General features: G+C 72.2%; 25 protein-coding genes. 12 read left to right on the forward strand and 13 right to left on the reverse strand.

Annotated features, from left to right (window positions below):
* Positions 1-11 precede the first annotated feature (11 nt).
* From sdhA to ACZ434_RS05625, 4 genes are all read left to right on the forward strand, one after another.
* Positions 12-1,766, forward strand: coding sequence for a succinate dehydrogenase flavoprotein subunit (gene sdhA / locus ACZ434_RS05610; protein WP_468452148.1), 1,755 nt, complete (start codon positions 12-14; stop codon positions 1,764-1,766).
* Positions 1,766-2,545 carry a succinate dehydrogenase iron-sulfur subunit gene (locus ACZ434_RS05615; protein WP_006133444.1) on the forward strand — a complete coding sequence of 260 codons (780 nt, stop codon included), beginning with the start codon at positions 1,766-1,768 and terminating at the stop codon, positions 2,543-2,545. Before sdhA ends, ACZ434_RS05615 begins: the two co-directional genes overlap by 1 nt.
* 159 nt (positions 2,546-2,704) lie before the next feature.
* Positions 2,705-3,331 (forward strand): Uma2 family endonuclease, encoded by a 627-nt coding sequence (locus tag ACZ434_RS05620; RefSeq protein ID WP_468452150.1) that lies wholly within the window; start codon positions 2,705-2,707, stop codon positions 3,329-3,331.
* 145 nt (positions 3,332-3,476) lie between these two features.
* Positions 3,477-4,265 (forward strand): TetR/AcrR family transcriptional regulator, encoded by a 789-nt coding sequence (locus ACZ434_RS05625; RefSeq protein WP_468452152.1) that lies wholly within the window; start codon positions 3,477-3,479, stop codon positions 4,263-4,265.
* On the opposite strand, the gene ACZ434_RS05630 is transcribed toward ACZ434_RS05625, so the two are convergent.
* Positions 4,258-6,678, reverse strand: a complete 2,421-nt coding sequence (locus ACZ434_RS05630) for an MMPL family transporter (RefSeq protein WP_468452915.1) — start codon at positions 6,676-6,678, stop codon at positions 4,258-4,260. The genes ACZ434_RS05625 and ACZ434_RS05630 overlap by 8 nt on opposite strands.
* Before the next feature lie 164 nt (positions 6,679-6,842).
* On the opposite strand from ACZ434_RS05630, the gene ACZ434_RS05635 reads away from it, so the two are divergent.
* Both ACZ434_RS05635 and ACZ434_RS05640 read left to right on the forward strand, forming a co-directional pair.
* Positions 6,843-7,532, forward strand: a complete 690-nt coding sequence (locus ACZ434_RS05635) for a response regulator transcription factor (RefSeq protein WP_468452154.1) — start codon at positions 6,843-6,845, stop codon at positions 7,530-7,532.
* A gap of 71 nt (positions 7,533-7,603) precedes the next feature.
* Positions 7,604-9,022, forward strand: a complete 1,419-nt coding sequence (locus ACZ434_RS05640; protein WP_468452156.1) for a sensor histidine kinase — start codon at positions 7,604-7,606, stop codon at positions 9,020-9,022.
* 6 nt (positions 9,023-9,028) lie between these two features.
* On the opposite strand, the gene ACZ434_RS05645 is transcribed toward ACZ434_RS05640, so the two are convergent.
* Genes ACZ434_RS05645 through ACZ434_RS05655 form a run of 3 tightly spaced genes read right to left on the reverse strand, consistent with a single transcriptional unit; the run spans position 9,029 to position 11,185 of the window.
* Complete coding sequence (locus ACZ434_RS05645) at positions 9,029-9,541, reverse strand: cysteine hydrolase family protein (protein ID WP_468452158.1); 513 nt, start codon at positions 9,539-9,541, stop codon at positions 9,029-9,031.
* A 32-nt stretch (positions 9,542-9,573) separates the two neighbouring features.
* Entirely contained in the window at positions 9,574-10,911 is a 1,338-nt protein-coding gene (locus ACZ434_RS05650) for a metallophosphoesterase (protein ID WP_468452160.1), read from the reverse strand.
* Positions 10,912-10,933: 22 nt separating this feature from the next.
* A complete protein-coding gene (locus ACZ434_RS05655; protein WP_468452162.1) occupies positions 10,934-11,185 on the reverse strand; it encodes an SCO4848 family membrane protein in 252 nt (83 codons plus the stop codon).
* A gap of 172 nt (positions 11,186-11,357) precedes the next feature.
* Here ACZ434_RS05655 and ACZ434_RS05660 point away from each other — a divergent pair, with 172 nt between their 5' ends.
* Positions 11,358-12,632, forward strand: a complete 1,275-nt coding sequence (locus ACZ434_RS05660) for a D-alanyl-D-alanine carboxypeptidase family protein (protein ID WP_468452164.1) — start codon at positions 11,358-11,360, stop codon at positions 12,630-12,632.
* Here ACZ434_RS05660 and ACZ434_RS05665 read toward each other — a convergent pair.
* The 4 genes from ACZ434_RS05665 to ACZ434_RS05680 are packed head-to-tail and all read right to left on the reverse strand — an operon-like array spanning position 12,580 to position 15,414.
* Entirely contained in the window at positions 12,580-13,500 is a 921-nt protein-coding gene (locus ACZ434_RS05665; protein ID WP_468452166.1) for a YihY/virulence factor BrkB family protein, read from the reverse strand. The two genes, ACZ434_RS05660 and ACZ434_RS05665, sit on opposite strands and share 53 nt — an antisense overlap.
* The gene (locus tag ACZ434_RS05670) at positions 13,488-13,925 is read right to left on the reverse strand and encodes a GtrA family protein (RefSeq protein WP_468452168.1); all 438 of its coding nucleotides are present in this window, start codon (positions 13,923-13,925) and stop codon (positions 13,488-13,490) included. The genes ACZ434_RS05665 and ACZ434_RS05670 overlap by 13 nt, the downstream gene beginning before the upstream one ends.
* Positions 13,922-14,884, reverse strand: coding sequence for a decaprenyl-phosphate phosphoribosyltransferase (locus tag ACZ434_RS05675; protein WP_468452171.1), 963 nt, complete (start codon positions 14,882-14,884; stop codon positions 13,922-13,924). Before ACZ434_RS05675 ends, ACZ434_RS05670 begins: the two co-directional genes overlap by 4 nt.
* A complete protein-coding gene (locus tag ACZ434_RS05680; protein ID WP_468452173.1) occupies positions 14,881-15,414 on the reverse strand; it encodes a phosphatase PAP2 family protein in 534 nt (177 codons plus the stop codon). Before ACZ434_RS05680 ends, ACZ434_RS05675 begins: the two co-directional genes overlap by 4 nt.
* Positions 15,415-15,547: 133 nt before the next feature.
* Between ACZ434_RS05680 and ACZ434_RS05685 the strand changes: the two genes are divergently transcribed.
* Complete coding sequence (locus ACZ434_RS05685; RefSeq protein WP_468452175.1) at positions 15,548-16,903, forward strand: FAD-binding protein; 1,356 nt, start codon at positions 15,548-15,550, stop codon at positions 16,901-16,903.
* Between the two features lie 19 nt (positions 16,904-16,922).
* Positions 16,923-17,678, forward strand: a complete 756-nt coding sequence (locus tag ACZ434_RS05690; protein WP_468452176.1) for a decaprenylphospho-beta-D-erythro-pentofuranosid-2-ulose 2-reductase — start codon at positions 16,923-16,925, stop codon at positions 17,676-17,678.
* 25 nt (positions 17,679-17,703) lie between these two features.
* On the opposite strand, the gene ACZ434_RS05695 is transcribed toward ACZ434_RS05690, so the two are convergent.
* Together ACZ434_RS05695 and trpS are read right to left on the reverse strand one after the other, a co-directional pair.
* A complete protein-coding gene (locus ACZ434_RS05695) occupies positions 17,704-18,282 on the reverse strand; it encodes a 2'-5' RNA ligase family protein (protein ID WP_468452178.1) in 579 nt (192 codons plus the stop codon).
* A 195-nt stretch (positions 18,283-18,477) separates the two neighbouring features.
* Positions 18,478-19,491: a tryptophan--tRNA ligase gene (gene trpS / locus ACZ434_RS05700; protein ID WP_468452180.1), complete on the reverse strand. Its 1,014-nt coding sequence runs from the start codon at positions 19,489-19,491 to the stop codon at positions 18,478-18,480.
* Positions 19,492-19,622: 131 nt separating this feature from the next.
* On the opposite strand from trpS, the gene ACZ434_RS05705 reads away from it, so the two are divergent.
* From ACZ434_RS05705 to ACZ434_RS05715, 3 genes are all read left to right on the forward strand, one after another.
* On the forward strand, positions 19,623-20,180 hold the full coding sequence (locus ACZ434_RS05705; protein WP_468452182.1) for an RNA polymerase sigma factor: 558 nt from the start codon (positions 19,623-19,625) through the stop codon (positions 20,178-20,180).
* Positions 20,177-21,085 (forward strand): hypothetical protein, encoded by a 909-nt coding sequence (locus ACZ434_RS05710; RefSeq protein ID WP_468452184.1) that lies wholly within the window; start codon positions 20,177-20,179, stop codon positions 21,083-21,085. The genes ACZ434_RS05705 and ACZ434_RS05710 overlap by 4 nt, the downstream gene beginning before the upstream one ends.
* A 199-nt stretch (positions 21,086-21,284) precedes the next feature.
* Positions 21,285-21,956: a hypothetical protein gene (locus ACZ434_RS05715; RefSeq protein ID WP_468452917.1), complete on the forward strand. Its 672-nt coding sequence runs from the start codon at positions 21,285-21,287 to the stop codon at positions 21,954-21,956.
* Positions 21,957-22,026: 70 nt separating this feature from the next.
* On the opposite strand, the gene ACZ434_RS05720 is transcribed toward ACZ434_RS05715, so the two are convergent.
* The 3 genes from ACZ434_RS05720 to ACZ434_RS05730 form a co-directional block, all read right to left on the reverse strand.
* Positions 22,027-23,472: a glycine hydroxymethyltransferase gene (locus ACZ434_RS05720; protein ID WP_468452186.1), complete on the reverse strand. Its 1,446-nt coding sequence runs from the start codon at positions 23,470-23,472 to the stop codon at positions 22,027-22,029.
* 261 nt (positions 23,473-23,733) lie between these two features.
* Positions 23,734-24,918: a glutathionylspermidine synthase family protein gene (locus ACZ434_RS05725; protein ID WP_468452188.1), complete on the reverse strand. Its 1,185-nt coding sequence runs from the start codon at positions 24,916-24,918 to the stop codon at positions 23,734-23,736.
* A 7-nt stretch (positions 24,919-24,925) separates the two neighbouring features.
* Positions 24,926-25,288, reverse strand: a complete 363-nt coding sequence (locus ACZ434_RS05730) for a hypothetical protein (protein ID WP_468452190.1) — start codon at positions 25,286-25,288, stop codon at positions 24,926-24,928.
* Between the last annotated feature and the right edge of the window lie 137 nt (positions 25,289-25,425).

Consider the following 25,425-nt stretch of genomic DNA (forward strand, 5'->3'; position numbering starts at 1 on the left):
CTGCGAGAGATATGAAGATCCACAAGTACGACACCGTCATCGTCGGCGCCGGCGGCGCGGGCATGCGCGCGGCCATCGAGTCGACGAAGCGCAGCCGCACCGCCGTCCTGACCAAGCTGTACCCCACCCGCTCCCACACGGGCGCCGCGCAGGGCGGCATGGCCGCCGCGCTGGCCAACGTGGAGGAGGACAACTGGGAGTGGCACACCTTCGACACGGTCAAGGGCGGTGACTACCTGGTCGACCAAGACGCCGCCGAGATCCTGGCGAAGGAGGCCATCGACTCCGTCCTCGACCTGGAGAAGATGGGCCTGCCGTTCAACCGGACGCCCAACGGGACGATCGACCAGCGCCGCTTCGGCGGTCACTCCCGCAACCACGGCGAGGCGCCGGTCCGCCGGTCCTGCTACGCGGCCGACCGCACCGGTCACATGATCCTCCAGACGCTGTACCAGAACTGCGTCAAGGAGGGCGTGGAGTTCTTCAACGAGTTCTACGTCCTGGACCAGCTGATCACCGAGGTCGACGGCGTCAAGAAGTCCGCCGGTGTGGTCGCCTACGAGCTGGCCACCGGCGAGATCCACGTCTTCCAGGCGAAGTCCGTGATCTACGCGTCCGGCGGCACCGGCAAGTTCTTCAAGGTGACGTCGAACGCGCACACGCTGACCGGTGACGGCCAGGCGGCCGTGTACCGGCGCGGGCTGCCGCTGGAGGACATGGAGTTCTTCCAGTTCCACCCGACCGGCATCTGGCGCATGGGCATCCTGCTGACGGAGGGCGCCCGCGGTGAGGGCGGCATCCTGCGCAACAAGGACGGCGAGCGCTTCATGGAGAAGTACGCGCCGGTCATGAAGGACCTCGCCTCGCGTGACGTCGTCTCGCGCTCCATCTACACGGAGATCCGCGAGGGCCGCGGCTGCGGTCCCGAGGGCGACCACGTCTTCCTGGACCTCACCCACCTCCCGCCGGAGCAGCTGGACGCCAAGCTGCCCGACATCACGGAGTTCGCGCGGACCTACCTCGGCATCGAGCCGTACACGGACCCGATCCCGATCCAGCCCACCGCGCACTACGCGATGGGCGGCATCCCGACCAACGTCCAGGGCGAGGTGCTGGCGGACAACACCACCGTCGTGCCGGGCCTGTACGCGGCCGGCGAGGTCGCCTGCGTGTCGGTGCACGGCGCCAACCGGCTGGGCACCAACTCGCTGCTGGACATCAACGTGTTCGGCAAGCGGGCCGGTATCGCGGCGGCCGAGTACGCGCAGACGGCCGAGTTCGTCGAGCTGCCGGAGAACCCGGAGTCCCTCGTCGTCGAGCAGATCGAGCGGCTGCGCTCCTCCACCGGCAACGAGCGGGTGGCCGAGCTCCGCCGTGAGCTGCAGGACACCATGGACGCCAACGTGATGGTGTTCCGCACCGAGCAGACGATCAAGACGGCGGTCGAGAAGATCGCCGAGCTGCGCGAGCGCTACAAGAACGTCGCCATCCAGGACAAGGGCAAGCGGTTCAACACCGACCTGCTGGAGGCCGTCGAGCTGGGCAACCTGCTCGACCTGGCCGAGGTCATGGCCGTCTCGGCACTGGCCCGCAAGGAGTCCCGCGGCGGTCACTACCGCGAGGACTACCCGAACCGCGACGACGTCAACTTCATGCGTCACACGATGGCGTACCGCGAGGTCGGCGCCGACGGCACCGAGACCGTCCGTCTGGACTACAAGCCGGTCGTCCAGACCCGCTACCAGCCGATGGAGCGTAAGTACTGATGGCTACCCCCGTTCTGGACAAGGCGGACGCGGCCGGTTCCCCCGAGCCCGGTTTCGCCGACTCCCCCTACATCACCGTCACCTTCCGGATCCGCCGGTTCAACCCGGAGGTCTCGGCGGAGGCGACCTGGGAAGACTTCCAGCTGGAGATCGACCCCAAGGAGCGCGTCCTCGACGGTCTGCACAAGATCAAGTGGGATCTCGACGGCACGCTGACCTTCCGCCGTTCCTGCGCCCACGGCATCTGCGGCTCCGACGCCATGCGGATCAACGGCAAGAACCGCCTGGCGTGCAAGACGCTGATCAAGGACATCAACCCCGAGAAGCCGATCACGATCGAGGCCATCAAGGGCCTGACGGTCCTCAAGGACCTGGTCGTGGACATGGAGCCGTTCTTCCAGGCGTACCGGGACGTGATGCCCTTCCTGATCACGAAGGACACCAACGAGCCGACGCGTGAGCGGCTGCAGTCCGCCGAGGACCGCGAGCGCTTCGACGACACGACCAAGTGCATCCTGTGCGCCGCGTGCACGTCCTCGTGCCCGGTGTTCTGGAACGACGGGCAGTACTTCGGCCCGGCGGCCATCGTCAACGCGCACCGCTTCATCTTCGACTCGCGTGACGAGGCCGGCGAGCAGCGCCTGGAGATCCTCAACGACCGCGACGGCGTCTGGCGCTGCCGCACGACCTTCAACTGCACGGACGCCTGCCCGCGCGGCATCGAGGTCACCAAGGCGATCGCGGAAGTGAAGCGCGCGCTGATCACCCGTCGCTACTGAGACACGCCGTTCGCCGTACGCCCACGAGGGCCCCGTTTCCGCTGGAGACGGGGCCTTCTGGCATATGCCACACGTTTGGGTGAACGTGCATGAGACGGACGTGAGGGCGTCCACCGCCCTACGATGATGGTCTCGACACCAGCCCCCAGGAGGCACGCGATGTCCGCAGCATCCGTCGAGCGGCCCCACTACGAGCGGTCCCACGACGAACGTCCGCTGATCGCGGAGGCGAACCTTCTCATGGACCGCCTTCCGGGCTACCGCGTCGAGATCATCGGAGACCAGCTCCTCGTGACCCCGCCACCGGACGGCCCGCACGCCGTAGTCCTGACCGACCTCATGTTGCCGTTCGTGACCGCCGGCCTGCACGGCGCGGATTCCAAAGTGGTCCAGGGCGTCGGTCTCTGGCTGCCGACCGGCACCGAAGACTACGCAATTCCTGACCTTGCGGTGGTGGACGCGGACCTCCACGACCACCTCGTCGAGAGCAACTCCTACGACCCGGTCTGCTTCCGCCTCGTCCTGGAGGTCACCTCCAGCAACTGGAAGACCGACCTGAGGACCAAGGTCGCCGCCTACGCCGAGGCGAAGGTCCCCGTCTATGTCGTCGTCGACCGCAAGCATCAGCGCATCCACGTCCTGACGGACCCCACCGGAAGCGAGTACGCCACCCACCGCTTCCACTCCCCCGGCCAGCAGGTCACCCTCCCCGATTCCATCGGCGCCAAGGTCACCCTGGACGTGGCCGAGATCCTCCGGGCCGGGCAGCCCCGTAAGGCTGACTGAGGCGTAAGCCGGGGCGGGGCCACCTGGATCGTCACCCTGGGGGCGCCGCGCGACCGCCGGCGGCCGGAGCTCCCCCGCCGAGCTGCGACGCCGGTACCCGCACCGCGCCGTGGGGTGCCGGGCCCTGGCGTTAGGCTCTGTTCCCGTGCCCGCGAAGAACGACGGCCCCGACGACGGCGCCACCCTCAGCAAGTCCGAGCAGACCCGAGCCCTGATCCTCCAGACGGCCATGCGGCTGTTCCAGGAGCGCGGGTACGACAAGACGACCATGCGGGCCATCGCCAAGGAGGCCGGCGTCTCCGTCGGCAACGCGTACTACTACTTCGAGGGCAAGGAACACCTGATCCAGGGCTTCTACGACCGGATCGCCGCCGAGCACCAGGTGGCGACCCGGGAGGTCCTGGCCCGGGAGACCGACCTGGAGGCGCGGCTCGCGGGCGTGCTGAAGGCGTGGCTGGACATCGCCACGCCGTACCACGAGTTCGCGGTGCAGTTCTTCAAGAACGCGGCCGACCCGGACAGCCCGCTCAGCCCCTTCTCCCCCGAGTCGGAGCACGCGCGCGTGGAGGCGATCAGCGTGCACCGGGCGGTGCTGGCCGGGACGAGGACCAAGGTGCCGGCGGAGCTGCGCGACATCCTGCCCGAGCTGATGTGGCTCTCCCAGATGGGGCTCTGCCTGTACTGGATCTTCGACCGTACGGAGGGCCGGGAGCGCAGCTACCGGCTCGCCGAGCGGGGCGCCCGGCTCACCGCGCGGGGTGTCGCCCTGGCCCGCTTCCGGGTGCTGCGGCCCCTGGTCCGCGAGGTGCACGAGCTGTTCACGGAGTTCCTGCCCGGGATGACGAAGGCGCTTCCCGATCCCGCGAGGAAGGCGGCCCCCACGGAGCAGGGGGCGCCCGCCGACGACGACGGGCGCCCCGGCACCGTCAGTTGACGGCGTCCACCTCACCCGGCAGCAGTTCCACGTCGTGCACCAGCGGCCCCTCCGCCACGGTCACGTGTGCCGCACGGGAGCCGTGCGCGGTCGCCGTGACCGCGAGCAGATAGGTGCCCGGCGCCGGTACGGAGACGATGTACGCGCCGTCGGCGAGCGAGACGACCCCGTCCACCCGGCGGCCCCCGGAGGTCGTCAGGGTGACGGCAGCGCCCCCGACGGGCTCACCGTCGACGGTGCGCACGAAACCGTGGACGACCGTGGAGGGGCCGCCGCCGCCCGGGACGCCGGAGGGCGCGGGCACCTCGGTCTCCTCCTCCTTCGGCTCGACCGCCAGATGCGGCAGCCGCTCGTCCAGTCCGGCCGGCAGCCACCAGTTGGACTTCCCGAGCAGGTGCATCACGGCCGGGACCAGCGCGGTGCGCAGGATGAACGCGTCCAGTGCGACCGCCGCGGCCAGGCCCACACCCGCCATGGCGGCGCCGTAGTCGCCGCTGAGCACGAAGGCGAGGAAGACGCAGACCATGATGAGGGCGGCGGAGTTGATGACCCGGCTGGTCTCCGCGAGGCCGACGCGCACCGCGCGGGCGTTGTCCCGGGTGTGCACCCACTCCTCGTGCATCCGGCTCACCAGGAACACCTGGTAGTCCATGGAGAGGCCGAACAGCAGCGACAGCATGATGATCGGCAGGAACGACGCGATCGGGCCCTCCTGGCCGAGCCCCAGCACGTCCAGGCCGATGCCCCACTGGAAGACCGCCACGAGGACACCGAAGGAGGCCGCCGCCGCGAGCAGGTTCATCACGGCGGCCGTCAGCGGCACCACCACGGAGCGGAACGCCAGCAGCAGGAGCAGGAAGCCCAGGCCGATGATGGTGGCGACGAACAGCGGCAGCCGTTCCCCCGTCACCGTCGCGAAGTCCTTCGACACCGCGGTCACCCCGCCGACATGGGCCTCGGCACCCGCCCGGGGAATGACCTCCTCGCGCAGGGTGTCGATGAGCCGGTCGGTCTCCACGTCCTGCGGTGAGGTGGTGGGGACGACCTGGAGGACGCTCACGCCGTTCGCGGGCGGCACCGCCGCGACCTGGGCGACGCCCTCGGTCTCCCGCACGGCCGTCACCAGGCCCTCGGACGCCTCGCCGTCCACGACCACCTGGAGCGGCCCGTTGAAGCCGGGCCCGAAGCCCTCGGCGAGCAGGTCGTAGGCCTGCCGGGTGGTCATGGAGGTGTCGTCGTTGCCCTGGTCCACGGTGCCCAGCCGCAGGGAGAGCAGCGGGACCGCGAGCGCGGCCATCAGCACGACGGCCAGCACGGCGACGGAACGCGGGCGGCGCTCCACGGTGGCGGACCAGCGCGCGGCGAGACCGCTCACCGCCTCGGTCCGCGGGCCGGTGGCCGCGAGCCCGCGGCGCTGGCGGCGGCTGAGCACCCGGTGCCCGAGCAGCCCGAGCAGCGCGGGCAGCAGGGTGACGGCGGCGAGCACGCTCAGCACGACGGTCAGCGAGGTGCCGATGACCACGCCGTCCAGGAAGCGCAGGTTCGTCACCAGCATCCCGGCGAGCGCGATGCACACCGTGCCGCCGGCGAACAGCACCGCGCGGCCGGAGGTGTTGAGGGCGGTGACCGCCGCCTCCTCCGGGTCGGCGCCGCGCAGGATGCCCCGCCGGTGGCGGGTGACGATGAACAGCGCGTAGTCGATGCCGACGCCGAGCCCGATCAACGTGGAGAGCAGCGTGGCGAGTTCGGGGACGTCGGTGACATGGCTGAGCAGCTGGGTGCCGAACATGCCGGTGCCGACGCCGAAGACGGCGACCACGATCGGCAGCAGCATCGCGAAGAGCGAGCCGAACGCCACGAACAGGACGACGGCGGCCGCCAGGATGCCGACCAGTTCGGCCGTGCCCGTCGGCGGCGCCTGGATGCGCGTGATGGCCTGGCCGCCCAGCTCCACCCGCACCCCGTCGCCCCCGGCGCCCCGCGCCGTGTCGACGACGTCCTGGACCAGGTCCTTCGGCACCGCGTCCGCCTGCTCGGCGAACGTGACCTGCGCGTAGGCGATCCGTCCGTCCTCACTGATCTGCGCCGCGCCCCGTTCGCCGTACGGGCCGGTGACGTCGCCGACGCCCTCCATCCGCCCGATCTCCGCCAGCGCCGGCTCGATCCGGGACCGTACGGAGTCGTCGCGCACGGAACCCTCGTCGACCTTCCACACCACGGTGTCGGTGTCGCCCGCGCGTTCCGGGAAGGCCCGCTCCATCAGGTCGTACGCCCGCTTGGAGTCGGTGTCCGGGAGCGAGAAGACCTCCGCGTAGTTCGTGCCCGCGCTGCTCGCCGAGACCCCCAGTCCGAGCAGCGCCCCCACCCACAGCAACAGGACCACCAGCCGATGCCGATAGCACCAGCGTGCCAATGCCGCCACGTTCCAGCTCCTTCGTCGAATCGGTCGGTCCCCCAGGTCCTGGGCAGCAGAATCGACGGCGGGGCCCGCGCGGCGACACGACTCGGGCGGGACTCTCAAGGAACTCCAAGGCGGCAACCCGTACGGCAGGGGCCGTGCACGCCGATACTGGGGGCATGACGACAGCTCCCGGCACCGTGCTGGTCGTGGAGGACGAGGAGAGCATCGCGGACGTCCTCGCCATCGCCCTGCGCTACCACCGCTTCGAGGTCATGACCGCGGGCACGGTCCGCGAGGCGCTCGCGCTGACCGAACACACACGTCCCGACGCGGCCCTGCTCGACGTGATGCTGCCGGACGGGGACGGACGGGCCCTGGGGCGTCAACTGCGTGCCCGGCGGCCGGAGCTGGCGCTGGTGTTCCTCACCGCGCGGGACGCACCCGCCGAGGTCGTCGGCGCGCTCGGCTTCGGCGACGACTACATCACCAAACCGTTCAACATCGACGAGGTCGTCGCCCGGATCACCGCCGTACTGCGCCGTACCCGCCCCGCCGACGTACTGCCGCAGCGGGCTCCGCTGCGCCACGGCGACCTGGAGCTCGACGAGACGACGTACTCGGTGCGCCGCGCGGGACGCACGGTCGAGCTCACCCCCACCGAGTACGCCCTGCTGCGGTTCCTGGTGCGCAACGGCGGCCGGATCGTGCCCAAGGAACAACTCCTGCGCCATGTCTGGCAGTACGAGCACGCCCCGGCCGAATCGACCGTCGTCGAGACCTACATCAGCTACCTGCGGCGCAAACTCGACACACTGGGCCCCCCGCTGATCACCACCCGGCGCGGCGTCGGGTACGGGCTGACGTGAGGCTCCCTCCGCGAAGGCCGCGCTGCGGTCGGGGCGTTCACTCGCTGCGCGGCCGGCTGACCCTGGCCAACGTGGTCCTGCTGGCGCTCGGCATCGTCGCGGCCACCGTGGTGAGCGTGCTGGGCATGCGGTACTACCTGCTCGACCAGATCGACGCCGAACTGACCGGGACCCGGGACTCGCTGGGCGGCTCGGAGCTGACGCTGCGGCAGATCGACTCGCTGAGGGCGCTGAGCTTCGTCCGTGACCGGGTGGACCCGGACTGGAACCTGGAGGCCGACCCGGACTCGATCTTCGCCGCCGTGGACGCCCGGGGCGAGCCCGTCGGGATCCTCGGCTTCGCGCCGACCGACGCCCAGCGCGCCCTGGCGGACGCGGTGGGCGACGCGCGGGCGCTGATCCGGGACCCGGAGCCGCGCGACGTCACCGTGCGCGGCACCGCCTACCGGGTCACCGCCGCACAGCTCGCGGACGGCACCCGCATCGTGATCGCCGGCTCCACCGAGTCCGTGCACGAGGGCGTCACCAAGGCGGTCAAGCTCGACCTGGCGATCGGCACGCTGCTGCTGGCGGTGCTGGCCTGTCTGACCATGTTCAGCGTGGGGCGCCGGATGCGGCCGCTGGAGGACATGGTGGAGACGTCCTCCGCGATCGCGGAGGGCGACCTGACCCGGCGGGTGCCCTCCAGCCGGGACCCGATCCTCGAGGTGGAGCAGCTGCGGCTCGCGCTCAACTCGATGCTCCAGCAGGTGGAGTCGGCGTACCGCACGCGCGAGCGCAGCGCCGCCCAGCTGCGTCGGTTCGTCGCCGACGCCTCGCACGAGCTGCGCACACCGCTGGCCGCGATACGCGGCTACCTCCAGCTGTACGACCGGGGAATGCTGCGCGAGCCCACGGAGCGCAAGCGGGCGTGGGACAGGATGACGGCGGAGTCCGAGCGGATGGCCCGGCTGGTCGACGAGCTGCTGATGCTGGCCCGGCTGGACCAGCGTCCCGAACTGCGGCTGCGGAACGTGGACGTGTGCCGGCTGGTGCGGGACGCGGCGGAGGATCTGCGGATGCAGCAGCCGGAGCGTCCGGTGGACGTGGACGCCGGCGGTTCGGTGCCGGTGCGCGCGGACGAGGCGGGGCTGCGGCAGGTGCTGGGCAATCTGCTGGGCAACGTGCGCACCCACACCCCGGCGGACGTGCCGGTGCGGCTGGCGGTGGTCCGCGGGGACGGGGAGGTGCGGCTGTCCGTGGCGGACGAGGGGCCGGGGCTCGCGCCGGAGGACGCGGCCCGCGTCTTCGACCGCTTCTTCCGGGCCGGCGGGGGCGCGGGGAGCGGTCTGGGCATGGCGATCGTGCAGGGCGTCGTGCGGGCGCACGGGGGTGAGGTGGCGGTGGACACGGCTCCGGGCGAGGGCCTGACCGTCACGGTGACGCTGCCCGACCACGCGGCCCGGGACGGGACGGCGGCACGGGCCGCCGAGGGCGTCGGGGCCGGCTGAACCGGGTCACGCGGGGCCGTGCGGGCGCGGTGCCGTGAGCTCGGCGACCCGCGCGGTGCGCGCGCCGAGGGCGGTGAGCCGGTCCAGGGCCTCCCGGTGCCGGGCCGTGTCCGGGCTCGCGGTGGCGTCCTCGACGACCACCACACCGTGGCCCAGCCGCAGCGCCGTCGTGGCCGTCGCGGCGACACCGTGCGCGGTGGACAGACCGGCGACCACCACCTCGGTGATCCGCTCCCGGCGCAGTACGCCGGCCAGTTCGGTGCCCTCGAAGGCGTCGAGGCCGTGCTTGGTCACCACATGGTCACCGGCCCGTGGCCCGGCACCGGGGACCAGCCGGTTGGCGTCCGCCGAGATTCCGCCGTCCGCCCCGTCGGCACGCACGTACCGCACGAGCACGACGGGGGTGAAGTGCTCCCGGAGCCTGCCGCACGCCGCGACGACCTCCTCGCCGCCGGCCGGCTCCCACTCCATGTCGACGATCCACCGCTGGAGATCGACCCGTACGAGTGCCGTACGCACAGGCGTCCTTCCCCCCTCCCCCGGCGGGCAGCTCACGCCTGCCGCGACGCCAGCTCGATCACCGTGACGTCCGACGGCGCCCCCACCCGGGTCGGCGGGCCCCAGGCCCCCGCGCCCCGGCTGACGTACAGCTGGGTGTCCCCGTACCGGTCCAGTCCCGCCAGGGTCGGATTCGCCGCACCCGCGACCAGGTTCGCGGGCCACAGCTGGCCCCCATGCGTGTGGCCGGACAGCTGGAGATCCACCCCATGGTCCACGGCCTCATGGATCTGCACGGGCTGATGTGCCAGCAACACACACGCGCGCTCCCGGTCCCGGTCCCCCAACGCCCGGGCGTAGTCCGGGCCCTGCCCCTCGGTCTCGCCGGCCACGTCGTTGACGCCCGCGAGGTCGAAGTGCGGCAACTCCGTCCGCGCGTTCTCCAGCGGGTTCAGCCCGAGCCGCCGTACCTCCTCGACCCACTGCTCGGCGCCCGAGAAGTACTCGTGGTTGCCGGTGACGAAGAACGAACCGTGCCGGGCCCTCAGCTGCGCGAGCGGCGCCGCGGCCGGCCCGAGGTCCTTCACGCTGCCGTCCACCAGGTCCCCGACGACCGCGATCAGATCCGGCTGGGTCGAGTTGATCGTGTCGACGACCTTCTGCGCGAACCCCCGCCCGAGCACCGGTCCCAGGTGGACGTCGCTGACCACGGCGATGCGGTAACCGTGCGCCGCGCGGGGCAGCTTGGCCAGCGGAACGGTGACCCGCTTCACGCTCGGCCCGCGCAGCACCCCGTACGTCCCGTAGCCGACCGTTCCCAGGGCCGCCGCGGCGGCGGCCCCTCCGACGACACGGGAGACGAAGAGCCGGCGCGAGGGACCGGCCGCCGGAGCAGCAGCTTCCGGGGCCGCCGGCGTGTCAGGGGCTTCGGACGCTCCCGCCGCTCCGGATGCTTCCGGCGCGTCGGCCGGCCCGGTGCCCTGTGCGGGGCCCGTTCCCTGGCCCGCCGGTATCGCCTCGGGCTTCGCAGGTACCTCCGCCGGTACGGCCGTCGCCGCCGCCGCCCGGTCCCGGCGCTCCAGAACCCGGCGCAGCACCGGCCGCACCAGCTCGCCCGCGACCACCGCCAGCAGCAGGTACAGGGACACCGCCAGCCACAGGTACCCGGGCCAGGCCAGCGTCTGCTGGAGCCAGAAGGGCGCCTCCGACCGGCCGACGACGAACGCGCCGACGGTCAGCACCCAGCCGCCGGCGAGCACCACCGCACCCGCCCGGCGCACCGCCCCCGGGCCCCGCGTGGTGTCCCGGAACAGGCGCCGCCACACGTACCAGTTGGCCGTCACCAGGACGGCCAGGACCAGCAGCGCGATGAGTACGAAGACGATGACCACGGTGCGGTGTTCCTGCTTTCCGTTACGACGTCGTCCGTGACGTCCGGCTCAGTGCGCGCAGTCCGCGCAACCCGATGCCCCCGATGATCGTCCCCAATACGAAGGAGACGACGGCGAGCGTCAGATGAACGAAGAAGTACGCCGTGGGATTCCCGTCCTCGAAGGCGAGACCGCTGCCGTCCTTGACCAGGTTCCTGACGAAAGTGATCCAGATGAACCAGCTCCACACCCCGAAGGCGAGCAGGAACCAGGAGACGGGGCGGCTGAGCTTCACCGAAACAGACCTTTCATCGCGGCACCGGGCTCCCGCGGTCGGCCGGGGGTCCGGAGGTTGTCCCCCGGACGAGCGCGGCATGGCTCCAGTATCACCGGCCGCTGTCCGGATCCCTGCCCGGGGTGGGGACCGGGGCGGGACATCCTCGGATGTGGCATGTACGTTTCCGCTCGTGCCCGCACCCGAGAACACCGTCCGGCGTTCACTGCTGATCGCCTCCACGGTCCTGCTGTCCACCGCGCTGACCGCGCCCGTCGCCCTGGCGGCCCCCAAGCCGACCACCACCCCGTCGGCCACTCCCCCGGCGACGATGTCCACGGTGGGAGGCTCACGGCTCGGGCAGCCGGGCACCCAGGTCAATCCGGCGAGCGGGGTGCCGGTCCTGCCGAAGGAACTGTCGGCCCGGTCCTGGATCGTCGCCGACGCCGAGTCCGGCGAGGTGCTCGCCGCGCACAACGCGCACTGGCGGCTGGCCCCGGCGAGCACGCTGAAGATGCTGTTCGCGGACACGCTGCTGCCCAAGTGGCCCAAGACCACACAGCACAAGGTGGAGCTCTCCGACCTGGCCGGGGTCGGGTCCGGTTCCAGCATGGTCGGGATCAAGGAGGAGGAGACCTACACGGTCCACGACCTGTGGCTGGGGGTGTTCCTGCGCTCCGGCAACGACGCGGTGCACGTGCTGTCGGCGATGAACGGGGGCGTCGAGAACACCGTCAGGGAGATGAACGAGCAGGCCGAGGAGCTCCAGGCCCTCGACACGCACGTGGTCAGCCCCGACGGCTACGACGCCGAGGGGCAGGTGTCGTCGGCGTACGACCTGACGCTGATCGCCCGCTCGGGGCTGCAGAAGAAGGACTTCCGGGAGTACGCCTCGACGGTCCGGGCGAAGTTCCCGGGCGAGACGAAGAAGAACAAGAAGGGCAAGAAGGCCCGCGGGTCCTTCGAGATCCAGAACACCAACCGGCTGCTGAGCGGCGACTCCGACGTGCCCGTCTACCAGGGCATAGCCGGTGTGAAGAACGGCAACACCACCAACGCCGGCGCCACCTTCACCGGTGTCGCCGAGCAGGGCGGCAAGGTGCTCCTGGTCACCGTGATGAACCCGGAGAAGGACGAGTCCAACGGGGTCTACAAGGAGACCGCGCGACTCCTGGACTGGGGGTTCAAGGCGGCCGGCAAGGTCGAGCCGGTCGGTGAGCTGGTGCCCCCGAAGAGCGCCGTCCAGGCCGGTGCGCGGCCGGGTCCGTCCGCCTCCCCCGGTGAGGCCGGGGGTGCCGGGGCCGGTTCGAAGCCGGTGGCGAGCGCCCCGGCGGGCGGCGGCACCGACGGCGTCGGGGTCGCCCTGGGCATCACCGGCGGGGTGCTCGCGCTGCTCGCGGGCGGCGCGTTCCTGGTCAACCGGCGCTGGCCGCTGCCGGACCTGGTGCGCCGCCGCCCCCGTCCGTGACGCCGGCCGTCCCCTCCGCCTCGTCCTGCTTGCTCGGTGTCGCCGTCCAGGCGGCGCAGAACAGAACCAGTTTCGTGGTGAAGTTGATCCACAGCAGCAGGGCCACGGGGACGCCGAACGCCCCGTACATGCTCTTCGCGGCCACCCCCTGCAGATAGCCGCTGAGCAGCAGCTTCAGCAGTTCGAAGCCGACCGCGCCGGTGAGCGCGGCGACGAACAGCCGGTGCCGGGTGGGTTCGACGCCGGGCAGCAGGGTGAGGACGTACAGCAGCAGCAGGAAGTCGGCGCCCACGGCGACGGCGAACGCCGCCAGCTGCAGGACGATGCCGCCCCAGCCGCCCTTCTCCAGGCCGATCGCGTCGCTGATCCGGCCGACCAGCGCGGAGGCGACGGCGGAGGCGGCGAGGGTGAGCAGGAGCGCGCCGCCGAGCCCGACGAGGACCCCCGTGTCCTTGCCCTTGCGCAGGAAGGGGTTCTCCTCCTCGTCGGGCAGTTCCCACACCGCGCGGAGGCAGTCGCGCATGGCACCGGCCCAGCTGACGCCGGTGAACAGCAGAACGGCGCCGGCGATGAGGCCGACGGTGCCGGCGTTCTGCACCAGATCCCCGATCTGGTCGGAGATGCCGGGCACCTGTTCGGTGATCCTGTCCTGGAGGGCGTCCTGCTGGTCCTGGCCGAGGGTGGCGGCGCCGATCGCGGCGGCCACGGTGAGCAGCGGGAACAGGGCGACGAAACTGCGGAACGTCATCGCCGCGGCCAGCCGGGTCCAGTGCACGCGGTCCAGACGCTCGTACGACCGCCACGCGTGGGTGAGCATCGCCCTGGTCACCCACGGCCCCACACCGGGGAGCTTTTTCAGCCAGTCCATGAGCGGACTCTGCCCGCATTGCGGAAGACCAATGTTCGCGTGCCCCAGAACCGGACACCGGTGGCCAGCGCCATGCCGACCACCGCCCCGGACAGGACGTCCGCGCGCCGGGAGGTGAGACCGAGCCCGTAGTGGCTGACGGCGAGGCAGAGCAGCTGTACGGCGGCGCCCGCGAGGTTGACCGCGAAGAACATCGCGTAGGGGCGCGCGCCGCGCACACGTGTGCCGCGGTACGTGCCGTGCGCGTTGCCCACGTAGGCGACCGAGCAGCCGGCGACGAAGGAGAGGGCCTTGGCGGTGAGCGGGTCGAGTCCGGCGGGGCCGCGCAGGTACAGGAAGAGCGCGAGGTCGACGGCGTAGGCGAGCAGACCGGCGGTGGCGAACCCGATGAGCTCCCGCCGGTGCCGGAGCAGACGGTCCCTCACCAGTCGGCCACCGCCAGGGCGTACATCGCCGCCCACACCACGCCGATGAGGGCCAGCGCGCGGTCGCCGAGGACCACCTCCTCCGGCTCGCCGGCGGTCCCGCGGTCGGCGAAGACGGCGTAGCGCAGGACGGCGAGGACGAAGGCGACCACGGACAACTCCTGCCACGGCAGCGTCCCGGTGTGCGGTCCCCCGCCGTCCTCCAGGGCCCACAGGCAGTAGCCGAGGACGGCGACGGCGGCGGCGAGCTGCCACACGAAGCGCAGGTAGCCGGTGGTGTACTCCGTGAGCAGCGCGCGCGTGGCGCCCTCCTTGCCGGCCAGCTGCACGGCCTCCGAGTAGCGCTTGGCCGCGACCATGAACAGCGCGCCGAACCCGGTGGTGATCAGGAACCAGCGCGACAGCGGGATGCCGAGGGCGAGCCCGCCGGCCACCGCGCGCATCACGAAGCCGGTGGTGACGACGGCGAGATCGACGACGAGGACGTGCTTGAGGCTGACGCAGTACGCCAGTTGCATGGCGAGGTACGCGGTCAGCAGCGCGGCGACCTCCGGCCCGCACAGCCGGGCCGCGGCGAGCGGCGCGAGGACGCCGAGGACGGCCCCGGCGGCGTAGGCGGCGGGTACGGGGACCTGGCCCGCGGCGACCGGGCGTCGGCACTTGGTGGGGTGGGCGCGGTCGGCCGCCGCGTCGCGGGCGTCGTTGACGAGGTAGACGGCCGAGGCGCAGGCGGTGAACAGGACGAAGACCAGGGCGAGCCGGGCCGGGGCGCCGGCGGAGAACAGTTCACCGGCGGCGGCGGGGGCGGCGATCACCAGGACGTTCTTGACCCACTGCTTGGGGCGCGCGGTTCTGAGCAGCCCCGTGAGGAGGCCGCCCGCGCGGGGCGGTGGCGCCTGCTGCCGGTCGGTGCGGTCCTGGCCGTGGTCGTGGTCGTGGAGGAGGGCGGTGTCGGTCACGCGGGGCCTCCCGCCATCCAGCGGGCGCCGAGCCGGGCCGTGAGCGCGCCCAGGGCGGCCCCGGCCGCCACGTCCGAGGGGTAGTGGACACCGGCCACCAGCCGGGAGACGCACACGGCGGCGGCCAGCGGAGGCACCGCGCGGGCGCCGAGCGCGCCGAAGGCCACGGCGGCGGCCGCGGCGGAGGTGGCGTGCGAACTGGGGAAGGAATGCCGGCCGACGGTGCCGACGAGGGGTTCGACATGGGCGGGGCGGGGTCGGCGCACGACCCGTTTCACCCCCATGCTGACGGCGTGGGCGCCCGCGGTGAGGGCGGTGCCGCGCAGCCAGGCGGCGCGCCGGGGGCGGTCCAGGACGGCGCCGGTGAGGCCCGCCGCGAGCCACAGCGCCCCGTGCTCCCCCGCCCAGGACAGGGCACGCGCGGCACCGGCCACGCGCGGGTCCGTGCCGCACGCTCTGAGCGCGGCGACGATCCGGTGGTCCATGCCGTGCAGACCGCGGGGGCGCGGGAGGTCGTGGTGGTCGTCCATGTGGACCCACTGTTCACCCTTGACGGTCCGGAATTCCGCCACTATTGAGCGACATCCCATTAATCACCCGTTTCGGGGACGGGGATGACGTTTCAAAACCAATGAGTCACATACGGGCGATACGGTCGCCGTCATGCCTGCCGACACCGTTCCCGTCACGGGGTGGGGCCGCACCGCTCCCACCGCCGCCCGGCTGATCCGCCCACGGACGTACGAGGAGGCCGCCCTGGCCGTCCGGGAGTGCGGCGCCCGCGGCGGCATCGCGCGGGGCCTGGGGCGGGCGTACGGGGACGCGGCGCAGAACGCGGGCGGCGCGGTGCTGGACATGACGGGCCTGGACCGGGTGCACGCGATCGACGCCGACGACGGCACCGTGGTGTGCGACGCGGGCGTCTCCTTGCACCGGCTGATGGAGGTGCTGCTGCCGCTCGGCTGGTTCGTGCCGGTGACGCCGGGCACGCGCTATGTGACGGTCGGCGGGGCGGTCGGCGCCGACATCCACGGCAAGAACCACCATGTCTCCGGCTCCTTCTCCCGCCACGTGCTCTCCCTGGACCTGCTCACCGCCGACGGCGAGGTCGTCACGGCCGTACCGAGCACGCCGCTGTTCGAGGCGACCGCCGGCGGCATGGGCCTGACCGGGGTGATCCTCACCGCGACGATCCGGCTCCAGCCGGTCGAGACGTCCCTGATGTCGGTCGACACCGAACGCGCGGACGACCTCGACGACCTGATGGCCCGTCTCGCCGACACCGATCACCGCTACCGCTACTCGGTCGCCTGGATCGATCTGCTGGCCCGGGGCCGGGCCACCGGCCGCGCGGTGCTCACGCGCGGCGACCACGCGCCCCTGGACGCGCTGCCGCGCGGCACACGTGTGCACAGGGAACCCCTGGCCTTCCGCACCTCCCGCCTCCCGGCCGCCCCCTCCTTCGTCCCCGAGGGCCTGCTCAGCCGGACCACGGTGGGGCTGTTCAACGAGCTCTGGTACCGCAAGGCGCCCCGCGCGCGGACCGGGCAGCTCCAGCGGATCCCCGCCTTCTTCCACCCCCTGGACGGCGTGCCGCACTGGAACCGGGTCTACGGCCGGGGCGGCTTCGTGCAGTACCAGTTCGTCGTCGGGCACGGCCGGGAGGACGCCCTGCGCCGGATCGTGCGCCGGATCTCCGAGCGGCGCTGCCCGTCCTTCCTCGCGGTCCTCAAGCGCTTCGGCGAGGCCGACCCGGGCTGGCTGTCCTTCCCCGTGCCGGGCTGGACCCTGGCCCTCGACATCCCGGCCTCACTGCCCGGACTCGGCGGTTTCCTCGACGAACTCGACGAGGAGGTGGCCGGTGCGGGCGGGCGCGTCTACCTCGCCAAGGACTCCCGGCTGCGTCCGGAACTGCTCGCCGCGATGTACCCCCGTCTGGACGACTTCCGCGCGCTGCGCGCCGCACTGGACCCGCGCGGTGTGTTCACCTCCGACCTGTCCCGCCGCCTCCATCTCTAGGCACCCTCTAGGAGCTGTCGTGAAGGACGCCTTCGGCCTCCCCCAGTCCCTGCTCGTCCTCGGTGGCACCTCCGAGATCGCGCTCGCCACCGCGCGGCGGCTGATCGCCCGCCGCACCCGCACGGTGTGGCTGGCCGGCCGCCCCTCCCCCGGCCTGGACGAGGCCGCCGGACAGCTGCGCGGTCTCGGCGCCGAGGTGCGCACCGTCGCCTTCGACGCGCTCGACCCCGCCGCCCACGGGGACGCGCTCGGCAAGGTCTTCGCCGAGGGCGACATCGACGTGGTGCTGCTCGCCTTCGGCACCCTCGGCGACCAGGCCCACGACGAACGGGACCCCGAGGCCGCGGTACGGGTCGCGCAGACCAACTACACCGGCGCGGTCTCGGCGGGCCTGGTGTGCGCGGGCGCGCTCCAGGCACAGGGCCACGGCTCCCTGGTGGTGCTGTCGTCCGTCGCGGGCGAGCGGGCCCGCCGCGCGAACTTCATCTACGGCTCCAGCAAGGCCGGTCTGGACGCCTTCGCCCAGGGCCTCGGGGACGCGCTGTACGGCACGGGCGTGCACGTCATGGTCGTCCGCCCCGGTTTCGTGCGGACGCGGATGACGGCCGGGCTGCCCGAGGCGCCGCTGGCCACCACCCCGGAGGCGGTCGCGGCGGCCGTGGAGCTGGGACTGCGGCGCCGCGCGGAGACGGTGTGGGTGCCGGGAGCGCTGCGGATGGTGATGTCGGCGCTGCGGCACCTGCCGCGCGGGGTGTTCCGGCGGCTGCCGGTGTGACTGCCGGCGGGCGGCGGCGGCGGGGTCAGTGGGCGGAGACGGAGCCCAGGTCCGCCCGCCCGGCCTGCGGGGGCACCACGAGGGAGCCGAAGGGGAACTCGCGCAGCTTGCGCCACACCCCGTCCGCGCCCTGCTCGTAGAGCGCGAAGCCGGTGCAGGGCCACTGGGCCTCGTAGTCGGCGAGCTCCTCGTAGGCCCGGTCCATGGCCGCCTCGTCGATCCCGTGCGCCACGGTGACGTGCGGGTGGTACGGGAACTGCAGCTCGCGCGCCATCGGGCCGGAGGCGTCACGGACCTGCTTCTGCAGCCAGGTGCACGCCGCGCCGCCCTCGACGACCTGGACGTACACCACCGGCGTCAGCGGCCGGAAGGTGCCGGTGCCGGACAGCCGCATGGGGAACGGGCGGGCGGCCGCGGCGACCTCGCTCAGATGCGACTCGACGGCCGCCAGGTCGGTGTCGCCGACCTCCGTCGGCGGCAGCAGGGTGACGTGCGTGGGGATGCCGTGAGCCGCGGCGTCGCCGAAGCCCGCGCGCAGCTGCTGAAGCCGGCTGCCGTGAGGCTCCGGGACCGCGATCGACACGCCGATCGTTACGGTCCCCACGTCGTCTCCTGTCGTTGTGGTGGTGAAGCGCGGTGGTGAAGCTTGGCGGTGAGGCGTGGTGCGGGGTGACCGCCGGAACGGTCACCCTGTCATCGACTGTACGGCCACGACCCGGATGCGGGCAGGCGCAACCGGAGTGATGTGCGGCGCTGTGCGGTGGTACGGATCGCCGCCGTGGGCCGGTTCAGCGCCGGTTCAGTGCTTGGCGGGAAGGAAGCCGACCCGCTCGTACGCCCGCGCGAGGGTCTCCGCGGCGACGGCACGCGCCTTCTCCGCGCCCTTGGCCAGGATCGAGTCGAGGGTCTCGGTGTCGTCGAGGTACTGCTGGGTGCGCTCCTTGAACGGGGTCACGAACTCGACCATGACCTCGGCGAGGTCCGTCTTGAGCGCACCGTAGCCCTTGCCGGCGTACTTCTCCTCCAGTTCGGGGATGTCCGCTCCGGTGAGGGTCGAGTAGATCGTGAGCAGGTTGCTCACCCCGGGCTTCTCCACGACGTCGTAGCGGATCACCGTGTCGGTGTCGGTGACCGCGCTCTTCACCTTCTTGGCGGTCGTCCTCGGCTCGTCCAGGAGGTTGATGAGGCCCTTCGGCGTGGACGCCGACTTGCTCATCTTGATCGACGGGTCCTGGAGGTCGTAGATCTTCGCCGTCTCCTTGAGGATGTACGGCTTCGGCATCCGGAAGGTCTCGCCGAACCGGCCGTTGAAACGGTCGGCGAGGTCGCGGGTGAGCTCGATGTGCTGGCGCTGGTCCTCGCCCACCGGCACCTCGTCGGCCTGGTAGAGCAGGATGTCCGCGACCTGGAGGATCGGGTAGGTGAACAGTCCGACGGAGGCCCGGTCGGCGCCCTGCTTGGCGGACTTGTCCTTGAACTGGGTCATGCGGGAGGCCTCGCCGAAGCCGGTGAGGCAGTTCATGACCCAGGCGAGCTGGGCGTGCTCGGGCACATGGCTCTGGACGAACAGGGTGCAGCGGTCCGGGTCCAGTCCGGCGGCCAGCAGCTGGGCGGCGGCGAGCCGGGTGTTGGCGCGCAGCACGTCCGGGTCCTGCGGAAGCGTGATCGCGTGCAGGTCGACGACCATGTAGAACGCGTCGTGGGTCTCCTGCAGGGCCACCCACTGGCGGACGGCGCCGAGGTAGTTGCCTAGGTGGAACGAGCCTGCGGTGGGCTGGATTCCGGAGAGCACGCGGGGTCGGTCAGTCGCCATGCTCACCATTCTCTCAGTTCCCCGGGGGCGGTCGGGAACCGACCGGAAACAGATGGGAACCGAACCGTGCCCGGCGGTGTAACAAGAGTGTGAGGACGCGGGAGGGGGGCCGCATCGTCGATGAGGCCGCGGTGATCGCACGCGTACGCGCCGGAGAGCCGGAGGCGTACGCGGAGCTGGTGCGGGCCCATACGGGCATCGCGCTCAGGGCGGCCGCCGCGCTCGGGGCGGGGTCGGACGCGGAGGACGTGGTGCAGCAGGCCTTCGTGAAGGCGTACTGCGCGCTGGGCCGGTTCCGGGACGGCATGGCGTTCCGGCCGTGGCTGCTGTCGATCGTGGCCAACGAGACGAGGAACACAGTGCGCGCGGCGGTGCGGCGGAACACGCTCGCCGGCCGTGAGGCGGCATTCGTGGAGGCGGAGCCCGTGATACCGGAATCGGCCGATCCGGCGGTGGCGACGCTGGAGACGGAGCGCCGCGGGGCGCTCGCGGCCGCGTTGGGGAAGCTGAGCGAGGAGCACCGGCTGGTCGTCACCTACCGCTATCTGCTGGAGATGGACGAGCGGGAGACCTCCCTGGCCCTGGGCTGGCCCCGGGGCACGGTGAAGTCCCGGCTGAACCGCGCCCTGCGCAAGCTGGAGCGCCTGCTGCCGGACTTCCGGCCCCGGGAAGGGGGCGGGACGGCATGAGCGAGCGGTACGACGGCGAGGCGGAGCGGCTGCGTGAGGAGCTGCGGGCCTTCGGCCGGTCCCTGGACGGGCCGGGCGGGGCCGCGGGGTCCGAGTCGATGGTGGAGCGGGTACTGGGGCAGATACTCGCCGAGGAGCTGCCGGTGCCCGCGGCGGAGCCGGCGGGTGCGGGGGCGCGGTGGCGGACGGTGCGGCGCTGGGCGCGGGCGCGGTGGCGGTCGCTGGTCGCCGCGCTGTGCGGGCTGCTGACGGTGCTGGCGCTGACGCCCCCGGTGCGGGCGGCGGTGACCGACTGGTTCGGGTTCGGCGGCGTCGAGGTGCGGTACGACCCGTCGGCGGTGCCCTCCCCGGGGGCGGAGGTGCCGGGCTGCGGCCGGTCGGTGTCGCTCGGTGAGGCGGAGCGGCGGGCCGGGTTCGCGCCGTTGGTGCCCAAGGCGCTGGGCACTCCGGACGCGGTGACGGTGAGCGGGCTGCCGCGGGGGCGGACCCTGGTGAGCCTGTGCTGGCGGGAGCGGGGGCGGACGATCCGGCTGGACGAGTTCCCGGGGCGCCTGGACGTCACCTTCGTCAAGAGCGTCCGGGAGCAGCCGGAGTGGCTGTCCCTCGGCGGGGACGGGGACGGGGACGGGGACGGGGGCGGGGATCCGGTCCTGTGGTTCTCGCGGCCGCATGTGCTGAGCTTCTGGATCGTCGGCACGGACGGTCACCGGTTCACCCGGGCGGAGCGCACGGCGGGGCCGACGCTGCTGTGGTCCCACGGGGGCGCGGACGGCGAGGGGGTGGCCGCACACGGGGTGACGCTGCGGCTGGAGGGGGTGGCGTCGAAGGCGCGGGCGCTGGAGATCGCGAAGGCGGTCGAAGGGGCGGCGGGGGCGGCGGCGGCGGGGGAAGGTGCGGGCCGGTAGCCGGGCGGGCGGGGTCCGGGAATCTGTGGCGGACCGGATGGGAACCCCGGCGGGCCGGGCGGTGTACCAGAAGTGACAGGCGGCTCGTGGGCGGGCCGCACGGGGATCGACCGGCCGAGTGGGGGTCCGGATGCGCGGATGGAGCGGGTGGAAGGGCAGTGTTCGCCGACTGACGGCGAGTGCGGCGGCTTTGACGGTCGTGCTGGCCCTGACGGTGTGGGGTGCCTCGCCGGCCTCCGCCGGAGGGCCGACGAGCGTGCTGGTGACCTCACCGGGGAGCGAGGAGACGGCGTCGCTGTACCACTCCGACAAGGGATACGGCGAGCTGGAGCGGCTGCTCGGCCCGGCGGGCAAGGGCACCCGGGAGAGGCCGCCCGGGGCCATCTCCCCCTCGGCCCGGCTGATCAACGTGACCTGGATGGTGCACGACGTGACGCCGTGGCGCGTGGACCGGGTCTTCGTGGGGCTCCCGGACGAAGACGTATGGATACACACCGCCGCGCACGTCCCCGAGTCGCCGAACGGCTCCTGGCACCGTGCCGGGAACTCCTCGGATGTGTACAAGTTCCTGTCCGAGCTGGGGGTGATGGGCGAGGCGAGAGGCACCGGGCCGGTCTCCGATGTCTACCCGGCGCCGTGGGAAACGGCGCAGGCCGACCCGGAATCGGACGAGGGTACGGCCGCGGCGGCCCAGGAGGCCCCGGAGACCCGCGCCGCGACGGTGCCGCGCGACGACACCGACTGGTGGTGGGCGATACCGGGCCTGGCGGCCGGAGCGGCACTGGCCCTGGTGCTGCGCCCGTATGGGGCACGGCTGGTCCAGCGGCGGAAGGACGACCCCGGTCCGCGGCAGGAGCTGCTGGACGTCTGACGACGGCGCGCACGGCGGCCCGGTACGGGACCGGACCGCCGTGGGACGGGTCGGGAGCGGGCGCGACGCCTCAGCCGAGGTCGATCTCCGGGTACAGCGGGAAGCCGGCGACCAGGTCGGTGGCGCGGCGGGAGATCTCGTCGGCGACCTTGCCGTCGAGGACGTGGGAGGCCTTGGAGGGAGCGCCGGACTTGGTGGTGCCGGGTTCGGTGGAGGTGAGGACGCGGTCGATCAGGCCGGCGACCTCGTCCATCTCGGTGGTGCCCAGACCGCGGGTGGTCAGCGCGGGGGTGCCGATGCGGATGCCGGAGGTGTACCAGGCGCCGTTGGGGTCGGCGGGGATGGCGTTGCGGTTGGTGACGATGCCCGAGTCGAGCAGGGCGGCCTCGGCCTGGCGGCCGGTGAGGCCGTAGGAGGTGGCGACGTCGATCAGGTTGAGGTGGTTGTCGGTGCCGCCGGTGACCAGGGTCGCGCCGCGGCGCATCAGGCCCTCGGCGAGGGCGCGGGAGTTGTCGACGATGCGCTGGGCGTAGTCCTGGAAGGCGGGCTGCCGGGCCTCGGCGAGGGCGACGGCCTTGGCGGCCATGACGTGCGGGAGCGGGCCGCCGAGGACCATCGGGCAGCCGCGGTCGACCTGGTCCTTCAGGGAGTCGTCGCACAGCACCATGCCGCCGCGCGGGCCGCGCAGCGACTTGTGGGTGGTGGTGGTGACGATCTGGGCGTGCGGCACGGGGTCGAAGTCGCCGGTGAGGACCTTGCCGGCGACGAGACCGGCGAAGTGCGCCATGTCGACCATGAGCGTGGCGCCGACCTCGTCGGCGATCTCGCGCATGATCCGGAAGTTCACCAGACGGGGGTAGGCGGAGTAGCCGGCGACGATGATCAGCGGCTTGAACTCGCGGGCGGAGGTGCGCAGCGCCTCGTAGTCGATCAGGCCGGTCGCCGGGTCGGTGCCGTAGGAACGCTGGTCGAACATCTTGCCGGAGATGTTGGGACGGAAGCCGTGGGTGAGGTGGCCGCCGGCGTCCAGGGACATGCCGAGCATGCGCTGGTTGCCGAAGGCGCGGCGCAGCTCGGCCCAGTCGGCCTCGGAGAGGTCGTTGACCTGGCGGACCCCGGCCTTCTCCAGGGCGGGCAGTTCGACCCGCTGGGCGAGGACGGACCAGAAGGCGACCAGGTTGGCGTCGATGCCGGAGTGCGGCTGGACGTAGGCGTGGCGGGCGCCGAAGAGCTCCTTGGCGTGCTCGGCGGCGAGCGACTCGACGGTGTCGACGTTGCGGCAGCCGGCGTAGAAGCGGCGGCCGACGGTGCCCTCGGCGTACTTGTCGCTGAACCAGTTGCCCATCGCGAGGAGGGTGGCCGGGGAGGCGTAGTTCTCCGAGGCGATCAGCTTGAGCATCTCGCGCTGGTCGGCGACCTCCTGGCCGATGGCGTCGGCGACCCGCGGCTCGACGGCGCGGATCACGTCGAGGGCGGAGCGGAAGGCGGTGGAAGCGGGGGTGATGTCTGCGGACACGAGGACCTCCGGACGTGGGTGTGGCGTTCGGGTCGGCCCAGGCGCACGGCACAGGTCCGGTCCCCGGGGGTCGCGGGGTCGGGGGCCGCTTCCCGATGGTGGGCTCCATCTCTGCGCGCCAGTCACGGCCCGACGTCAGGGTACCGGGTGGCACGGAGTGTCACGGGGAGGCGTCCATCATGCGGGCGACGGCGTCCGCGTTGTTGACGCCGGTGGCGGCTGGGGGTGCGTGGGGGCTGGTCGCGCCCACGCGGCGAGGATTTACAGGATCACGTGGGGCAGGAAGCGGGCGTATTCGTCTGTGATGAGGCCGGAGGATTCCCGGATGCCGAGACCTGCCGGTTCGTTCTCGACAATCCAGGTGCCGAGGACGACGTGGTGGTCGTCGAAGGTGGGCAGGGGGGCCAGTTGCTGGTAGCAGCAGGGTTCGTCGCGGAGCACGGGGTCCGTGCCGGGCTCGTGGACGGTCACTCCGGCACCCTCGCGGCCCAGGAGGGGCTTGGCGACCCAGCCGGTGGTGTCCGCGAGTTCGCGCGGGCCGTCGAGGTAGGCGGGAAGGAGGTTGGGGTGGCCGGGGTGGAGCTCCCAGAGGATCGCGAGCAGTGCCTTGTTGCTGAGGAGCATCTTCCAGGCGGGCTCGATCCAGAGGGTGGAGCCGGTGCCGCCGCCGTTGTCGAGGGTGTCGAGGACGTGGTCGGCGAAGCGGTCGGTGGTCAGCCACTCCCAGGGGTACAGCTTGAAGATGCTGCGGATGAAGCGGAGCCCGTTGTCGACGAAGCGCCGGGAGAGGCGGTCCCAGCCGATCTCCTCCATGGAGAGCCAGTCGGTGTCGAGGCCGGCCTGCTCGGCGGTCTCCTTGAGGTAGGCGACCGTCATGAGGTCCTCGCCGAGCTCGTCGGCGGAGGAGTGGGCGAAGTACAGGGGGCTGCCCGGCGGGAGGAGACCGGCCTGCTTCCGCCAGGCGTCGACGAGGCGTTCGTGGAGGGAGTTCCACTGGTCGGCGCCGGGGAAGCGTTCCTCCATCCAGAACCACTGGGGCGAGGCGGCCTCCACCAGGGAGGTGGGGGTGTCGGCGTTGTACTCCAGCAGCTTCGCGGGGCCCGTGCCGTCGTAGCGGAGGTCGAAGCGGCCGTAGACCGTCGGAAGTTCGGCGCGACGGTGCCAGGCCTCGGTGACGGCGCGGGCGATCCGCGGGTCGGTGATGCCGAGGTCGGCGAAGCGGTCGGCGGTGACGATGTGTTCGGCCGCCGCGAGGCAGAGGTGGTGCAGCTCCTCGACGACCTCCTCCAGCGCCTCGACCTCCTCCAGGGAGAAGACGTAGTAGGCGCTCTCGTCCCAGTAGGGGCGCAGCGACCCGTCGGGATAGCGGGTGAGCGGATAGATGAGCCCCTGCTCCTCGACGGTCTCCTGCCAGCCGGGGCGGGGCTCGATGGTGCGCCGTTCCATGAGCCGCTCAGCCGCCGCCGCTGCCGGAGCCCGAGCAGCCGAAGCCGCCCCGGTCGACGGCCTCGCTGCGGCTGAACGTGCCGTGCTCGGCGTAACCGCCGCTGACGTCGGCGTCGTAGTACCAGTCGGCGTCGCCGCCGCGGGACTTGCCCTTGCCGAGGGAACCGGAGGAGGAAGAACCGGAGGAAGAGGAACCGGTCTTGCAGTTCCTGTCGGCGACGACCTTGTAGCCGTTGAGGTAGTCGTAGCTGTCCCGGTCCACACACCGCCGGTCCGGGTCCGATCCGCAGGCCGACAGTGCCGCCGCGAGCACCCCCATGCCCCCGAGCACCACCGTGCTGGACCGCAACCGCCGTCGCGTCTGCGCCATGATTCCCCCTGTGTGCCGCTGTCACCGTCCGCCGGGGCCTTGTCCGCTCCCGGCTCGCGGCGGACAGCCTAGAGACCACCCGCCCACCGCACACAGGAGGCCCCCGGCTGCCGCCCCCGCGGCACCGTCCGTTTGGG

This window comes from Streptomyces sp. NPDC030893 (genome assembly GCF_055571535.1).

Coding starts and splice junctions, on each gene's coding strand:
- sdhA (WP_468452148.1), top strand. CDS start 12: ATGAAGATCCACAAGTACGACACCGTCATCGTCGGCGCCGGCGGCGCG.
- ACZ434_RS05615 (WP_006133444.1), top strand. CDS start 1,766: ATGGCTACCCCCGTTCTGGACAAGGCGGACGCGGCCGGTTCCCCCGAG.
- ACZ434_RS05620 (WP_468452150.1), top strand. CDS start 2,705: ATGTCCGCAGCATCCGTCGAGCGGCCCCACTACGAGCGGTCCCACGAC.
- ACZ434_RS05635 (WP_468452154.1), top strand. CDS start 6,843: ATGACGACAGCTCCCGGCACCGTGCTGGTCGTGGAGGACGAGGAGAGC.
- ACZ434_RS05665 (WP_468452166.1), bottom strand. CDS start 13,500: ATGGACTGGCTGAAAAAGCTCCCCGGTGTGGGGCCGTGGGTGACCAGG.
- ACZ434_RS05680 (WP_468452173.1), bottom strand. CDS start 15,414: ATGGACGACCACCACGACCTCCCGCGCCCCCGCGGTCTGCACGGCATG.
- ACZ434_RS05685 (WP_468452175.1), top strand. CDS start 15,548: ATGCCTGCCGACACCGTTCCCGTCACGGGGTGGGGCCGCACCGCTCCC.
- trpS (WP_468452180.1), bottom strand. CDS start 19,491: ATGGCGACTGACCGACCCCGCGTGCTCTCCGGAATCCAGCCCACCGCA.
- ACZ434_RS05710 (WP_468452184.1), top strand. CDS start 20,177: ATGAGCGAGCGGTACGACGGCGAGGCGGAGCGGCTGCGTGAGGAGCTG.
- ACZ434_RS05725 (WP_468452188.1), bottom strand. CDS start 24,918: ATGGAACGGCGCACCATCGAGCCCCGCCCCGGCTGGCAGGAGACCGTC.
- ACZ434_RS05730 (WP_468452190.1), bottom strand. CDS start 25,288: ATGGCGCAGACGCGACGGCGGTTGCGGTCCAGCACGGTGGTGCTCGGG.